General features: G+C 49.5%; 12 protein-coding genes and 1 riboswitch. Of the genes, 3 read left to right on the top strand and 9 right to left on the bottom strand.

Features of this window, described 5'->3' with window-relative positions:
• From ACOJTG_RS15030 to ACOJTG_RS15005, 6 genes are all read right to left on the bottom strand, one after another.
• On the bottom strand, nucleotides 1–467 hold a 467-nt coding region (locus ACOJTG_RS15030), incomplete at its 3' end, for a hypothetical protein (protein WP_420154574.1).
• Nucleotides 426–701: riboswitch (cobalamin riboswitch) on the bottom strand. (Overlaps the previous gene by 42 nt.)
• A gap of 348 nt (nucleotides 702–1,049) precedes the next feature.
• Nucleotides 1,050–1,661 (bottom strand): gluconate 2-dehydrogenase subunit 3 family protein, encoded by a 612-nt coding sequence (locus tag ACOJTG_RS15025; RefSeq protein ID WP_420154573.1) that lies wholly within the window; start codon nucleotides 1,659–1,661, stop codon nucleotides 1,050–1,052.
• A 42-nt stretch (nucleotides 1,662–1,703) separates the two neighbouring features.
• Entirely contained in the window at nucleotides 1,704–1,835 is a 132-nt protein-coding gene (locus ACOJTG_RS15020; RefSeq protein WP_420154572.1) for a hypothetical protein, read from the bottom strand.
• Nucleotides 1,836–1,882: 47 nt separating this feature from the next.
• Nucleotides 1,883–3,628: a GMC oxidoreductase gene (locus ACOJTG_RS15015; protein ID WP_420154571.1), complete on the bottom strand. Its 1,746-nt coding sequence runs from the start codon at nucleotides 3,626–3,628 to the stop codon at nucleotides 1,883–1,885.
• A gap of 222 nt (nucleotides 3,629–3,850) precedes the next feature.
• Nucleotides 3,851–4,627, bottom strand: a complete 777-nt coding sequence (locus ACOJTG_RS15010) for a DUF3050 domain-containing protein (RefSeq protein WP_420154570.1) — start codon at nucleotides 4,625–4,627, stop codon at nucleotides 3,851–3,853.
• Nucleotides 4,628–4,730: 103 nt separating this feature from the next.
• Nucleotides 4,731–5,294 carry a YcxB family protein gene (locus ACOJTG_RS15005; RefSeq protein WP_420154569.1) on the bottom strand — a complete coding sequence of 188 codons (564 nt, stop codon included), beginning with the start codon at nucleotides 5,292–5,294 and terminating at the stop codon, nucleotides 4,731–4,733.
• 201 nt (nucleotides 5,295–5,495) lie between these two features.
• Between ACOJTG_RS15005 and ACOJTG_RS15000 the strand changes: the two genes are divergently transcribed.
• Both ACOJTG_RS15000 and ACOJTG_RS14995 read left to right on the top strand, forming a co-directional pair.
• A complete protein-coding gene (locus tag ACOJTG_RS15000; protein ID WP_102200988.1) occupies nucleotides 5,496–6,005 on the top strand; it encodes a phosphoribosyltransferase family protein in 510 nt (169 codons plus the stop codon).
• 60 nt (nucleotides 6,006–6,065) lie between these two features.
• Nucleotides 6,066–6,635, top strand: a complete 570-nt coding sequence (locus ACOJTG_RS14995; RefSeq protein WP_420154568.1) for a phosphoribosylglycinamide formyltransferase — start codon at nucleotides 6,066–6,068, stop codon at nucleotides 6,633–6,635.
• Between the two features lie 72 nt (nucleotides 6,636–6,707).
• Here ACOJTG_RS14995 and ACOJTG_RS14990 read toward each other — a convergent pair whose 3' ends face one another.
• Complete coding sequence (locus tag ACOJTG_RS14990) at nucleotides 6,708–7,250, bottom strand: DUF4136 domain-containing protein (RefSeq protein WP_104712789.1); 543 nt, start codon at nucleotides 7,248–7,250, stop codon at nucleotides 6,708–6,710.
• A gap of 355 nt (nucleotides 7,251–7,605) precedes the next feature.
• Between ACOJTG_RS14990 and ACOJTG_RS14985 the strand changes: the two genes are divergently transcribed.
• On the top strand, nucleotides 7,606–8,391 hold the full coding sequence (locus ACOJTG_RS14985) for a hypothetical protein (RefSeq protein WP_420154567.1): 786 nt from the start codon (nucleotides 7,606–7,608) through the stop codon (nucleotides 8,389–8,391).
• Here the strand turns inward: ACOJTG_RS14985 and ACOJTG_RS14980 are convergent.
• Nucleotides 8,388–11,726, bottom strand: a complete 3,339-nt coding sequence (locus tag ACOJTG_RS14980) for a VCBS repeat-containing protein (RefSeq protein ID WP_420154566.1) — start codon at nucleotides 11,724–11,726, stop codon at nucleotides 8,388–8,390. The genes ACOJTG_RS14985 and ACOJTG_RS14980 overlap by 4 nt on opposite strands.
• A gap of 14 nt (nucleotides 11,727–11,740) precedes the next feature.
• The gene (locus tag ACOJTG_RS14975; protein WP_420154565.1) at nucleotides 11,741–15,139 is read right to left on the bottom strand and encodes a VCBS repeat-containing protein; all 3,399 of its coding nucleotides are present in this window, start codon (nucleotides 15,137–15,139) and stop codon (nucleotides 11,741–11,743) included.
• Between the last annotated feature and the right edge of the window lie 39 nt (nucleotides 15,140–15,178).

The following is a 15,178-nucleotide window of genomic DNA, read 5'->3' as shown; positions in this document are numbered from 1 at the left end:
ATCAAGGTATTGCCCTGACCAGCTCCGCGTACGTATACATCCTGATTGGTACCGAGGGGTCCCTGGGCCCCAACCACCATAAAGCCGGCCTGACGCGAAAGCAATTCACCGACGGACTGCGTAGCGTATTTCTGCAGGACTGAATCCGGGAGTATGGTGACAACTTTTCCGGTCTGGGAGAGTTTCTGATCGGTACGGTTGGCCGTCACAGTGACGGGCTCCAGCTGAGTTTCCTGAGCCCAAGCGGCCGTTGTAGCTAACAAACAGAGAAGAGTACTTTTGGTAAAAACGCTCATCGTTTTCTGAATAAAAGAGATGATGAGCAATCCGGTTACGCGAGATGAAAGGCATAAACGATACGGACGGGCGTCAGAGTCACCCGCCAATAGTCTACCTTTCCTAAACGACTTTTCACCCGAAAGCTCGAAATGGATTTCGTTCCAGGCAGGTCTTCTGGCTCGTTTCATTCCAGACACCTTCCCATACCGAAACGGGTACAGTGGCGAATTGTCTGGAAATTGGATTGTTTTGGGTTTTGTGTTCAGCGTTTTGAGTTACTATTCACCAGAACCCCAAACGCTAAACTCAACACTCGAAACGATCCCGAAACTTACAGCTACGGGGATAGCCCCGGATTTGCACCGGTGTTCCCTTTTAATCCGGTACCTAGAGGTACCGAAACCTAAAACGTCCGCAAAAGTAGGGAAAATAAAAATGCTGACCCGGTATTTCTCCGAATCAGCATTGGGGAATGGAATTGAAGTGTGATGGGGTTTGAGTGAAGTTTCAGGTTTAAATGGTTTCAAGTGTGAATAGGTTTGAGAGTAGTTTCAGATGAGAGAGGAGCTTGTAAGTACAGTGAAATGACCCTAGGCTATGAAGCCAATAACCTATTTCGCTCAACCTTGCACCCTACTTAAACTTCAAACTTCACTCAAACTTGAAACGCTACTCAAACCTTAAACTCCAACAAACTTTAAACTTTACTCAAACTTCACACCTTTTCAAACTTCAAACTCTCTTCTCAAACCTAAAACACCTCTCCATCCCTATTCATAACTCAAGCCATATTGCTTCAGCACCTCTTCGGGTACGCCTTCCCAGTTGTTGGGGGTGTTTCCTACGTAACCCAGATCGTCAAAGCCCATGCGAGTGGTGTAGAAGCCGGTGAGCGTCATGTCCCGCATTTTGTTAAAAAAGGCCACTCCTTGGGAGTACTGCGGCTTTGCCTGTTCAGGGTAGGCAATGTCATCGACGATCTCGATTTGCTGGGGCTTCGTCAGTTCTACAAACTTCTTGTTAAAGCGTTTGCGGCTTTCGCTGTCGAGCCAGGCCAGCCCACCCCGCAGGGGCGTCTGGTGTACGGGCTGATCTTTCGCCATAAACTCGATGAACGCGGGTACGCCCGCCTGCGAGGCACTCCCCGACTTCTGATCGGCGGGAAGGATAATGTCGCAGAGGACCGTAATCGTTTTCAGTTCGTGCGGCGTAAAGAACTTTTCCGCCTGAAGTTTGGCATCCCGAATGGCTTCGGATTTCTGCCGTCCACCGGGAATAGCCAGTGGTTTTTCGGGCGGTGCCGCCACCAGGTCCGTCGAAGGAACCGTAGCCATGCCCAGCGACCCGAGTGCAATGGATTTAAGTGTATCGCGACGTTTCATGTGTGTCAGTGTTTGAAGTTTTGAGTTTAGGGTTTTGAGTTGTTAGCTTTTCTGATCGACTACCCATTCATACGCTATTTCCAGTTCCTCTACTTTGGAAGACGGACTACTCAGTTGATACCGACTACCTTTGATCGAAGACTGATTTAAATACTGCATGAGTTTACGAATCATGCTAGGTATTTTAACTCAAAACACTAAACCCAAAACGCATCAACGCTTTATAAATTCTTCTGTTTCACTTGATCAATGATGTAGTCACTCGTTCGCATGGACATCGCTAAGATCGTCCAGGTTACGTTTTTGTCGCCCTGGGTGACGAACGGAGCGGCGTCTACGACGAACAGGTTCTTCACATCGTGACCCTGCATGAACGAGTTCAGAGCGGATTTTTTGGGATCGCTGCCCATCCGAACCGTACCGATTTCGTGAATGATCTTGCCGGGAGCTTCCAGACCGTAGTTCTGTTCTTTACCCGGCTTATTACCCAACGCAATACCGCCCATTTCGTGGATCATTTCTTCAAACGTATCCTGCATGTGCTGGGCCTGCTTCACTTCGTTTTCCGACCATTTGTAGTGGAAACGCAGCGTAGGAATCCCGTATTTATCGACGTTATTCGGATCGATTTCGCAGTAGTTACTTTCCAAGGGAATCGGTTCACCGCGACCGGCCATACCCACGTACGCTCCGTAGAAACGGCGGGCATCTTCTTTCAAACGCGAGCCATAACCACCCGAAGGCAATGACTTGCCATCGGTATAAGCATACTTGCCGTTCATGCCGTGAATCCCCATGCCGTAGCCGTACATGGGCATACCCATGCCGCCGCCGTACTCGATGTGGTAGCCCCGGGGGAAGTCCAGCTTTTTGTTATCCAGCCACCAGGGTGTGTATACGTGCATACCGCCCACGCCGTCTTCGTTGTACCGTTTCCGGTTCATCAGGGCCGGAACGAAAGCCGAACGGCTGGCTCCCGTCGAGTCATTCAGGTATTTACCGATGACCCCGCTAGAGTTAGCGAGTCCATTGGGGAAACGGGCGGATTTGGAGTTCAACAGCAATCGGGCGGATTCACAGGAACTAGCTGCCAGCACCACGATCTTTCCGCGTACCGTCCGCTCCTGTAGCGTAGCGGTATCCACATACGAAACGCCCGTACACAATCCCGTCTTCTGGTCCGTTAGTACTTCGCGAACCATAGCTCCGTTAATCAGTCGCGTATTACCCGTTTTGACCGCCGGTTTGCAGAGACAGGATGAGGAAGAAAAGTCAGCGTATACCTGACAGGCCCGGCCGCACTGCGAGCAGTAGAAACACTGGCCGCGTTCGTCGTTGATTTTTTTCGTCAGAATGGAAAGACGCGACGGAATGACCGGAATTCCCAAGTTTTTACCCGCCTTCTTGAGCATCAATTCGTGCAGACGCGGTTTGGGAGCCGGTAAAAAGTGGCCGTCGGGCTCGTTACGAAGCCCTTCTTTCGAACCGAAAATACCGATGAGTTTATCGACTTTATCGTAATACGGAGCGACATCGTCATACGTAATCGGCCAGTCATCACCAATGCCCGTAAGCGTTCCGCGACGAAAATCGTCGGGACCGAAACGCAGGGAAATACGGCCCCAGTGATTGGTACGGCCGCCGAGCATCCGGCTGCGAAACCAGTGAAATTCGGTACCCGGTGCCGCTGAATACGGTTCGCCTTCCAACTGCCAGCCTCCCCAGGCGGCGTCGAAATCGCCGAAGGGACGCGTGGTACTGGCTCCGCGACGAGGGGACTCCCAGGGGAATTTCAATTGCGTAATGTACTTGGGATCAGCAGGATCGTAGTAACCTCCTGCTTCCAGTAAACAGACTTTGGCTCCGGCCTTCGATAACTGGTAAGCCGCCATGCCGCCACCCGCACCCGATCCAACGATGATGACATCGAATACTTCGGGCGTTTCCTGGATGTGGAAATTGCTCATAAGCAGTGCGTGAAGAAATAGGTATAGACTCGTTGTTGGTACTGAAACTTAAAGGTAAAGATTTGTACGCTTACTTCTAGAGAAGTCAGGCTTTGAAGCAAGTAGAATTTTTCCAAGAAGGTATAGAATTCTTCACCGGAATAAAAAAGCTTACTTCAAAGCCTCAGCTTTCTTTGGACGTATTCCCTTAGAAACGCTGCAATTACTTAAAAATTTTACGAATTAGTTCTGATCGACGGGTTCTAAACGACTCGTGATGGAATTCCATAGATCAATCCGCTGACGGATCGATTCCTCCGCCGTGGCAATGGCTTCCTGCCATTTGGTGCCGTCGTTACCGCAGAGTTCCTGCACCATGGCTTCGGCCAGGTGACCGTGATGACCCCCGTCTACTTCAATGTGTCGTTCGAGATAGTACCGGAAGGTGTCGAGCTGACCCGGAAAGCGTTCGTTGAGATTGCGTACCAGTTCGATGAATAAATCCGGAATCAGGTCTTCGCGTCCGTACGTGAAAGCGGCAGCAATTTCGTGGGGACGATTGCGATCAATGACGGAAAATGTAAAGGCGACGAAATTCCGTGCTCCCTCGGGAATACCGGTATTTTCCAGGGCTTCCATTACGGATTTACCCTGCCGCAGGTCGGCTACGAATGTTTCAATGACCGTGGTATCCGCTTGTAGTTCCTGCATGGCCCGCAGGTACAACTCGTAGTGACTCATGCGTACGCCGTGCTGGTCGACGTCACTTTCCTCACCCGTTACAATTTCATTGATCAGGTACGCCGTGTTCCCTGAAGCCGTTGGTAACCAGGGTACTTGCACACACGTTAGTTGCCGTTGTAAGGCTTTGAGCAGCGACATAAAGTCCCAGACGGCAAAGGCGTGACTTTGGGTAAAGACCCGTAGAGCCTCGATGGAGTGAATACGGTGATAGACGGAGTGTTCAATTAACTGCTGACGTAAGGGGTTCAGTCGTTCGTTAAGCAGACTTTGAGGCATCGTTTTGGGGATTTGCGGTGCTGTGACTATAATTCTCTAAATAAAAGAGGCCGATGGCAAGCCACCGACCTCTTTTACTGGATTATATGGAATATCTTTTCAATTACTTCAACAGTTCTTTACGCGTCAAAATGGTCTCGAACATTTTGATGTCGTGCTCCGAATTAAAGACATTGAAAGGAAGGTAGAGATACTGATATTTTCCTAAAATGAACAGATACGCATCTTTTTCCTTCTGTACCGACTGAATCATGTTCCAGGGCAGTTGACCCCCTTCTTTCTTCTCGCGGTTTTTCCAGACAAAGATCTGACGGTTGTCGAATTCATAAACGAATTTTTCGAACATCTGCTTATTCTGTTCCACCTGCGTCGTGGCCGTGAACTGCATGGCCCGGAATAATCCGAAACCTACTGCACCTAAGACGGCTACCAGATAAATCCACCAGTTGGGATACGCATTGGTGACGTTGAGAACTACGTTGATGATAATTACAGCCACGGGGATCAGAAACCAGAACCATTCCTGCTTAATCCAGTCACGTAGGGCCAGATTGATGTATTTTTTGGGTTCGAGGCCACATTTTTTCGTGCGAACGCCCTGGGGCATTCCCATCTGACCGCTGTTAATGTAGGGCTGTTGGTAGCGATTTACCGGAACTTTTGCCATTTCTTCAGTAGTAAAAAACTAAATAACGAAAATCGGAAAGCTTGACGGGCTTGCTGGCCGATTCTCATCGAAAGTACAAAAATACGAAAAGGCGGGTGTACTAAATGATGTCGGCTCCGAGAATATCTTATCGACGGTCAATTTTATGATTTTTCCGGCGTACTATGGTTTCCGTACGAAGCGGACCCCGTAAATTCGGCCATGATTTCGACTGAAAAAACTTTGCTCCTGAATCCGGAACAACTCAAGCAGAAGTTACGCCGGATTGCGTTTGAGGTCTACGAAACCAATTTTGAAGAGCGGGAAATCGTTCTGGCGGGCATCGTAGGTCAGGGTGTCGTGATGGCAACGCTGCTGAAAGAACAACTGGAAGCCATTTCGCCGCTGAAGGTACAGCAGATTGACATTCAACTTCAAAAAACCGATCCCGCTTCCCACGCCATTCAACTAGACATTGACTCGGCTACGCTGGCGGGCAAATGCGTGATTGTCTGCGATGACGTGCTGTATACGGGCCGTACACTCGCCTATAGCCTAATGCCCTTTTTTCAGACGAAGCTCAAACGCTTACAGGTATCGGTGATGGTCGATCGCAACTACCGCCGCTACCCCGTATCCGCTGATTTTGTCGGCTACGCTCTGATGACCACGCTGAATGATCACATTGAGGTGGTACTGGAAGGTCCCGAGGCGGGCGTGTACCTGCGGTAAGCTCCAACTGTTTTGACTTTTCGGGTACGTTGAAGGTACCTGCGTAACTATTATCTGCTTTTGAAACGTTTAGCACTTTTTGCTTCGGGTTCGGGTACGAATGTCGAGAATATCGCTCGCTACTTCGACGGTCACGCCGAGATTTCGGTCGAACTGATTCTCTGTAATAACCCTTCGGCGGGCGTCATCGAACGGGCGAATCGCCTGGGCATTCCCCTTCGTTTATTTGATCAGCAGCAGTTTCGTTCCGGCGAGGTACTGAGCTGGCTCCAAGAAGCCCGCATCGACTGGGTCATTCTGGCCGGATTCCTCTGGCTGGTACCCAAAGAGCTGGTTGAAGCTTTCCCCAATCGAATTCTCAATATCCATCCGGCTTTACTGCCTTCGTACGGTGGCAAGGGCATGTATGGCGATCGCGTACACGAAGCGGTTGTTGCCGCGAACGAAACGCAATCGGGCATTACCATTCACCTTGTCAATGAACATTACGACGAAGGAAACATTGTTTTTCAGGCATCTTTCCCGATAGAGCCGGGTGATACCGCCGCTGAAGTAGCCTATAAATGCCACGAGCTGGAATACAAACATTACCCTGCAGTCATTGAAGAAGCCGTTTTGAAGGGAATCTAGTGCTTGTTACTCCATTAAAAGAAAACCTCCGCTGCTGAGCAACGGAGGTTTTCTTTGGTCTTTCCGGTCCTACTAGTACGAAGAACGCTCGCGGTTTTGAGCCTGATACGTCAGCGAGAACGTATTGTAGCCGAGCAATACATTTCGGGTAGCGGTTCGAATGGCTTTTCGATCGAAGAATCCTTCCGGTGATACGCGGGCCGCGTAGCCCTGCCACACCGTCTTGTTCATGAACGTATCCTGAAACTGAATGAGCAAGGTACCTTTCCGCAAAAAAGTCTTGTCCACTACATAGTCCACATCTGGATAGCGATAGCTCTTTACGTAGGTATTCAGTTTGATTTTGTCGGGATGCAGAGAATAAAAGACCAGTACGTCCGGTTGTTCGGTGGTATACTGAAAACCTCTCAGTTGCATTTGTCGGTTGATTTCGGCTGTAATAATGTCGTGTTGAAGTGTTGTATCCTGTGCAGTAATGGGATCGAAAGCGATACAATAGGTATTGTACAAATGCGTGTAATTGGGGGCGTATCCCGAGTGGATAACCAGACTTTTCGGATTACAGGCTGAGCATAGCACGCCCATAACAGCAAAAACAAATAAAAACTGTTTCATAAAAGTTAATGGCCGTGAAGCCGTATTTAAATGGAAATTTGGTTTTCTGAAGAATGGGGCATGCAAGCGGCATAAAAATCTAAAAAACAATGCCAGATTTTGACTTGCCAGACCCGAAGTACTGCTTTCGTAACCAGAGAGTTAAGCTAGTATGAGCACAGGTTGCTTGAAACGTTAAACTCCGCATTATTTGATAAAAATCAAAATAAATACGGCCTCTTTTTTTGTAGAAAAGTACATCCTTTTGCGGGGAACACTTCTCGGGATCGTTTTGCCCAACCGGTATGGTTTTAAGAATTTTTAACTTCCCCACTTCCCCATTAGGTTTTACTTTAACGATCCAAAATCAACCGCTATGAAAACTTTACGTTTATTACTATTTCTACTCACGTTAGGGCTTGTGTCTTGTACGCCCAAAGTTCAGGTGGTTACGTTACACAGTCCAAACGTTATTCTGCAGGATAAGGCTTTCGTTTACGAAACCGATTCGCTCCGCCTTCAATTTAACTTTCAGGGAGAAAATGGTGTAGTTCGGATGGACATCTACAACAAACTAGAGGTACCGTTATACATCGACTGGAAACGTTCAGCCTTTATCAAAGACACTGAAAAGTTTGATTACTGGGTTGATGAAGCTAGCTTTCAAGGAGAGTATTCGGGCACCTCTGCCAATCGATACCGTTGGTATTCCTACCAGGGTGGATCATTTAGTGGTACTCTTCGCAAAGAGGACCGGATTGCTTTTATTCCGCCCAAAACTAAACTGGTGCAGGCTAAATTCGTAGTAGCTCCTGGCAAGGCCTGGCGTTTTTCGAAAGAACCTACCGCTGTAGAGCAAATAGAGGTTCCAATTGTGGCGACTCAGGTAAAGAAACAGTCTTTGGTTCGTTATGAGTTTTCCGAAGCAAACAGCCCACTGAAATTCCGTAATTACCTGACGCTGTCCACGGACGCCCAATTCCGTACTGAATTTCACATTGATACTCCGTTTTACGCTTCCAAAGTCGAAAATGTAGACGGCCGCTATTTGTTCGGTTCTGCCTACTCGGCTTCGGATCTCAATACGCCTACGGCTATTAACCATTTGCCCGCTTCGTACCAGGAGCAGAATAAATTTTTGCTTAAGATTCCGGTTGACTAGCGAAGCTTTTGCTGCGTACGCACCCATTGAGCGGCCGCTCCGTTTTTGGCAAAAATCAGTCCGGTTCCCTGCGGCGTTTTTAGCTCGGCCGAACGTCGTACCTGCCCTTCGACGATCAAACCCGTCTGAGCGGAAGGTACGACGTTGAATTTTTGTTGTCCCATGCCTTTTAGTACGACTCCCCGGTTGGCGTCGTAACGGCCCAGTTCGGGCAGGCACTCGAAAAAATTACCCGTCAACACCAAATCCAGCTTTCCATCCTGATCGTAATCTACACTGCTGATTCCGTAAATGGGTGAAAACTGAACATCCCGGGGTAAGGCTTCAAAGCGGAAATTTCCCTTTCCGTCGTTCCAGAATACGCCCGTCCGGTCTTCCACCGCTGAACGCTTGAGCATACCCTCGCGGGAGCTTTCATCGAACAGATCTTCGACCGTTTTTTCGGCGTAATCCGTAAACTTCAGGAATTTCTTTTTGATGGAAGGTACCGCTTTCTGTAAATCCTGCTTGAGTACCATGGGATAGCTTTTGCCGGTTTCGGTCCAGCAATTGATGATTTGTTCCATGGTACCATTGCGGTCAAAATCGTTAACGTACAGCTCCGCCGGGTGTTCTGCCGAAGCATGATAGCGGTTGTTGCTACCCAGATTACCCGCTACCAGATCGAGATCACCATCGCCGTCGAGATCCCGCACGTACAGGCGGTTCCACCAACCCGTCAGTTCCGACAGTTGAGGCGATCTGGCCAGGCGTTGCCCCTTTTCATTCAGGAAAATGGTAACGGGACCCCAGTCTTCACTGATAATCAGATCGGGCCAGGAATCGCGGTTGACATCCGCCCATACCGCGTCGGTTACCATTCCAATGTTTGAAAATTCCGGGATATACCGTTTGGTCATTACCTTGAATTCTCCCCGACCATTATTGACGAGCAACTGACTCTGCGGTGACACGCCGTACTGTCCCGATACCATGCGACTTCCCACAAACAAATCCTGATCACCATCGTGATCGAAATCTGCCGCCGTGACACTGGAGCCGTTTAAATACAACAAGGGCAGGCGACGGTCACGAGTAAACGTTCCCTTCCCATCGTTCAGGTACAGACGATCTTCGAGTTCAGCGGAGCCGTCGATAAATTCATTCCCTCCGCTCACCACGTACAAGTCCTGGTCACCGTCCTGATCTGCGTCGAAGAAAGTGGCCGCAACGTCCTCGTACAGGCGTTCGGTATCCAGCATAATCAGCTCCTGACCTTTGAACGTACCATTGGCCTGTTGCACGAATAATTTTTTGGGCGAGCCGGAAGCCCCGCCGAGGTATACGTCATCCAAACCATCGCCGTTGACATCCCCTACGGCCAGCGGCGGCCCCTGCGTGGAGTACATCTGTTTGAGCAGCGGATCGCGGTTGTAGTCCACAAACGCATTTTCTACGTGGGTATAGTCCAGGCGGGAGGAAGCCGTTGCATCGGTGAAATAAGACGCACGTTTTGCTTCCATTCGGGGAGTTCCAGGTTTTGATTGACGATAATCCAGAACGAGATCCGTATCCGCTTTTACCTTCGGGAGGGCCTGTTGCTGACCATCCGGCCAGACAATCGTTACGGAATCAATCTTGGTTTCCGTTCCCAGGCCAAAGACCAGGGTCAGGTCCACGGAAGACTGAAAACCCCGGTTTGGCATTTGTTGCAGGAGTATCGTACGATTAGGCTGATACACCCGAACTTTCGCTCCTATTCCATTCCGGTTCTGGTCGGTTCCTTTCAGCTTTACGCGTAAAAAATGCTGATGATTGCGGTCGCTGGCGTGATTGCGGTAGACCAACAGGGGCTGATTGACGTTGCTCACAATCAGATCCAAGTCGCCATCATTATCCAGATCGCCGTAAGCCGATCCGTTCGAAAAGTTGGGATCAGCGAGTCCCCAGGCCTGAGCCTGATTACTAAATTTTAGATTTCCTTCATTACGAAACGCATAATTGGGAATGGGCTCCGAAGGCATCTTGGGTAGAAATTCCGCGAAATTGAAGCCCTGGGTCACCACTTGTTGCATGGTCTGGTCGTCGGAAAAAAAGGAGATAAAATCCTGATCCGAGATGGTTTTATACAGACCGTTCGCCACGAAAATATCCTTCTGCCCATCGTTGTCCATGTCGAACAGCAGAGCTCCCCAGCTCCAGTCGGTGGCGGCTACTCCCGCGTACTGCCCCACATCGCTGAACGTCAGTTTTCCCTTCGCGTCCAGTCCGTTGTTCAGGTGCAACATGTTTCGCATGTACTGGTAATGGTAGTCCTGACTGAGCTTGAACTGTTCCAGCTCGTAACTTTCAAACAACGTGGTTGTTTTCAGTCGGCGGTCGGTACCGGGTAGCATTTCCGTTACAAAAATATCCAGTCGTCCGTCGTTGTTCACGTCGGCGACATCCGCTCCCATCGAGGACAGGCTGATGTGCGGAAAAGTTTCCTTCAGCGATTCGCGGAATGTTCCGTCGTGATTGTTGAGGTACAGATAATCGTGTTCGTAGAAATCATTGGAAACATAAATGTCCGGCCAATCGTCGTCGTTTACGTCCCCTACCGTAATGCCTAATCCAAAGCCAATGACACTTCCATAAATGCCCGCTTTCTCTGAAACATCTACGAACTGTTTCGTTACCGGATCGGCATCTTTGTGAATGATCCGGTTTTCAAAGAACTTATGACCGCCGTCGTAATCGCGTTGATTTCGCAGGTTTTTATAGCCCAGTCGTCCGACCGGCATGAAGCTGTTATTGAGCAGAAACATGTCCAGATCGCCATCGCGGTCGTAGTCGAAAAAGGCGGCGTGCGTCGATACACCCCGGTCGTCTAACCCGTATTCTTTGGCTTTTTCGGTAAAGGTCAGATTGCCGTTATTGACAAAGAGTTCGTTGGCCCGGTCATCATTGGGACGGTTCCCTGCATTGCAGATGTACAAATCCAGAAGGCCATCGCCGTTTACATCCGCAAACGTGGCTCCGGTACTCCAGGCGTGCTTTCCTTTGATTCCGGCTTTCTCGGAAATATCCTCAAACTTAAAATTGCCTTTGTTGAGATACAGCTTGTTATCGCCCATGTTGGACGTTAGTAACACGTCGGGCAAACTGTCATTGTTGATGTCGCCGATGGCGACGCCACCGCCGTTGTAGAAATTCCGGTAATTGAAAATGTTCAGCTCCTTATCGTCCTTCACTTCATTGACGAACGTAATACCCGTTTGTTCCGCCGGAAGCGACTCAAACAGGGTTTCTTCCTGCTTCTTTCCGCACGCGGCCAGGACCAGAATCAGGGCCATTATCCGAATCAATTGCTTCATGGGGTATAGGGAATTCACTGAATGGGGTGCGTGTGGGTTTTAAATACTAGGAGCCGATCATTGTTCCGGCTAACCAGCCAGCGGGTGCCCGCTGCCGTTCGGAGGGCCTGGATATCCCGGATTTCGCCGGATACTGAAAAACCGGAAAAAGGTCCGGGGCTGGCTCGGAAGTTACCTTTGCCGTCGTTGAACAGTATAAGGCCGGGGTTCGCATTATACTGTCCCTGAGCCGGATTAACGCTATAGAGGTTGCCTCCGGTTAGTACGTCTGGTGTCCCGTTACCATCCACGTCGCCAATTGCAAACGCGTACAGTTTTGACCATTGGGCCGGAGCCGGCAACTCGTGAATGACAAACCGAAGGTCGCCTTTGTTCTCCAGCCAGACGGAACTGTAGCGGTTGATTTCAAATTCAGTCGCTCCGTTCAGCTCGCCTTTATTGAAGATGTCCTCGACGGTTTTTCCGGCGAAATCAGCGTAGGTGGTAAACTTCTTGTTGATGACCGAAGGAAGCTGTTTACCCAGTTCGTCTTTGCCCGCCAGCGGATAGTACGAGCCAGACTGATCTTCGTACGCCAGAATTTGTTCGGCCTGTCCATTCGAATCGATGTCTTTTACCCACATTTTCAAATGGTTAGATCCTTTTCGACGAAAACGACTATTTAGACCCAGGTTACCGAGTATCCCATCTTCCCGCCCGTCTTTATTGAGATCGCCCCAGGCCATCCGACTCCAGAAACCCTTCATTCGGGTCGATTCCGTACCGTCGGCTTCTTCCATCCGAATCGGTTTTCGGCTGAATTTTCCGCCTTTTTGTACGAAGAGTTGGGGCTCCATCCAATCGCCGATTACCAGTAGATCGGGTTTCTGGTCGCCGTCAAAGTCACTCCAGTGGGCATCCGTTAGTAAGCCGGCCAATCTTAATTCGGGAGCCAGCCGATCCGTTTGATCGCTAAAATTCCCTTTCCCGTCATTTACGAGCAGAAAAGACCGGGGTGGTTTACCGTAGGCATAAGCCGTCACGCGACCCGAAACGAATAAATCAATGTCTCCGTCTTTATCGAAATCCGCCGGGTACACGCCCGACTTATTCTCCAGCATTTTGGGTAACGCCGTACTGGCTTTGGTAAATGAACCTTTGCCGTCGTTGAAGTACAACAGGTCCTGTAACTGACCCATTTCGCCGTAGTATTCGTTCCCACCTGCGACAACGTACAAATCCAGATCGCCATCCCCATCGGCATCAAAAAACGTAGCCGCTACGTGCTCAGCCGATGAATCAGCGTCGAACGCAGGTTGCATACTACGGACAAACTGACCGTCGGGTTTCTGCGTGAATAGCTGCCCAACCTTGAGCTTGGCTCCGGGAATGTAAATATCTTCCAGGCCATCGCCGTTTACGTCACCCCTGGCCAGTCGCGGACCTTCCGTCGAAAGCTGAAAAGGCATCAGCGGTTCACGGCTAAAGTCGAAATAATCCTTGTTCTCATAGTGCGTGTAGGGAATGGGACCGGGCTGTACTTCCTCCAGTACGGGCGTCTCGGCCGTTTTCCACCACTGCGATACTTCCTGATTTTGGGCAGAAGTATACCGCAAGGTCAGATTTTGGTCCGTTTTAACATTTCGTAGGGTTTCTGATTTTCCATCCGGCCAAATCACCAGCAGGCTGTCGATCACGGTTTGTTTCCCTAAACCAAACGTTAACGTAGGTTCTACTGATGATTGAAACCCGCGTACGGGGCTGTTTTGCTGGTAAAACAACTGAGTACTGTCCCGCAGTAGTACTTTCACCCCGATGCCAAAAACATTCGCTTTCTCTCCCTGAAACTTTACTTTCAGGTAATGGTTCCCCAGCGTCTGGCGGGCTGTATTTCGATATACGCCCGCGGCCTCATTGATATCGTTACTGATCAAATCCAGATCGCCATCGTTATCCAGATCAGCGTAGACCGCTCCGTTACTTATATTTTCCTTCGCAAATCCCCAGTCCGCAGAGCGGTTTTTGAAATTGAAATCGAAGGGTCCTTTGGCAACGCCCTGGTACAGGTAATTGTGCGTTTTGCCCTCGGGCATGTGTTGAATGGATCTGCGAACGGCATCTTTCACCCGTTTATCCAAGGCGGCGTATACGGAATCCTGAAAGACGTATTTAATATAGTCCATGTTGTTGGGTCGCCGGACGATACCGTTGGTGATGAATACGTCCTTCACGCCATCGCCGTCGTAGTCGGCCCAGAGCGGTGCCCAGCTCCAGTCTGTAGCGGCCATGCCGAGTTGAGCGGCAATATCCACGAAGCGTTTACCCTGTAGGTTTAATTGCAGACAATTGCGTGCATACTGATAGTGATACCCATAGCTGAGTTTGAACGAAAAAACGTCGAACGCATCTTCGCCCGCCGATGATTTTTCGACGGTTTCATCTTCGGGATACATATCCAGCGTCATGACATCCAGCCAGCCATCGTTGTTAATGTCGGCCATATCGTTGCCCATCGAAAAGCGGCTGGTATGAGCAAATGTTTCCTTTAGCTTTTCAGTAAAGGTGCCGTTTCCGTTATTGTGATAGTAGTAATCGTCTTCGTGAAAGTCGTTGGAAACGTAAAGATCTTCCCAGCCGTCGTTATCTAGATCGCCCACGGAAATCCCCAGACCGTAGCCCATGGGTGCTCCGTAGATACCCGCCTTTTCGGATACATTCACAAACAAGGGTTTCGCCTGATTTCCCTTATCAATGATTTTATTTTCGAACAGGTAATCCCCCGCTTCATTGTCCCGCAGGAACCGAGCATTTACGTTGTTGTACGAAATGGCTTTATGAATGGCGTGATTGAGCAGGTAACAATCCAAATCGCCGTCGTGATCGTAGTCGAAGAAAGCCGCCTGCGTTGAAAAGCCCGTAAAATCTAACCCGTACTCGGCGGCCTTTTCCGTAAAGGTTCCGTCGTGATTGTTGATATACAGTTCGTTGGAACCTTCCAGTCCCCGGTAATTTCCGACGGCACACACGTACATGTCCAACCAGCCGTCACCATTTACATCAGCCATACTCACGCCCGTCTGCCAGTCGGCAAAACCGCCGACGCCGGCCTGCTCGGTAATGTCTTCAAACTTCCAGTTTCCTTTATTGAGGTATAATTTATTCTTGCCACGGTTGCTGACGAAGTACAGATCCGTTAGTCCATCATTGTTAATATCTCCCGCCGCTACGCCTGCTCCATTGTAGAAATACAGGTATTCGACAATATTCAGGCTGTCATCATCTATAACGGTATTCTGAAACGCAATACCCGTTTGGGTCGAATCCAACGTTTCAAACAGGGGTTTTTCATGGGAAGAAGTACAGGCCGTCAAGCCTAGTAAGAAACCACTCGCTACGATTAGTACTTTCAGGACTATGTTACACTGATCACGCATTGATTACTTGTTTACTGAGGCTAGTATCAATACAGGCCC

Source organism: Siphonobacter sp., from assembly GCF_048595215.1.
In the GTDB taxonomy this organism is placed as follows: domain Bacteria; phylum Bacteroidota; class Bacteroidia; order Cytophagales; family Spirosomataceae; genus Siphonobacter.
Note: the sequence above shows the minus strand (reverse complement) of the source record. Positions and strands in the feature narration are given on the sequence as shown.

What these genes read in the sequence shown, in the direction of transcription:
- ACOJTG_RS14990 (WP_104712789.1), bottom strand. Translation starts at nt 7,250, where the DNA reads ATGAAACAGTTTTTATTTGTTTTTGCTGTTATGGGCGTGCTATGCTCA.
- ACOJTG_RS15000 (WP_102200988.1), top strand. Translation starts at nt 5,496, where the DNA reads ATGATTTCGACTGAAAAAACTTTGCTCCTGAATCCGGAACAACTCAAG.
- ACOJTG_RS14985 (WP_420154567.1), top strand. Translation starts at nt 7,606, where the DNA reads ATGAAAACTTTACGTTTATTACTATTTCTACTCACGTTAGGGCTTGTG.
- ACOJTG_RS15020 (WP_420154572.1), bottom strand. Translation starts at nt 1,835, where the DNA reads ATGATTCGTAAACTCATGCAGTATTTAAATCAGTCTTCGATCAAAGGT.
- ACOJTG_RS15025 (WP_420154573.1), bottom strand. Translation starts at nt 1,661, where the DNA reads ATGAAACGTCGCGATACACTTAAATCCATTGCACTCGGGTCGCTGGGC.
- ACOJTG_RS15005 (WP_420154569.1), bottom strand. Translation starts at nt 5,294, where the DNA reads ATGGCAAAAGTTCCGGTAAATCGCTACCAACAGCCCTACATTAACAGC.
- ACOJTG_RS15015 (WP_420154571.1), bottom strand. Translation starts at nt 3,628, where the DNA reads ATGAGCAATTTCCACATCCAGGAAACGCCCGAAGTATTCGATGTCATC.
- ACOJTG_RS15010 (WP_420154570.1), bottom strand. Translation starts at nt 4,627, where the DNA reads ATGCCTCAAAGTCTGCTTAACGAACGACTGAACCCCTTACGTCAGCAG.
- ACOJTG_RS14975 (WP_420154565.1), bottom strand. Translation starts at nt 15,139, where the DNA reads ATGCGTGATCAGTGTAACATAGTCCTGAAAGTACTAATCGTAGCGAGT.
- ACOJTG_RS14980 (WP_420154566.1), bottom strand. Translation starts at nt 11,726, where the DNA reads ATGAAGCAATTGATTCGGATAATGGCCCTGATTCTGGTCCTGGCCGCG.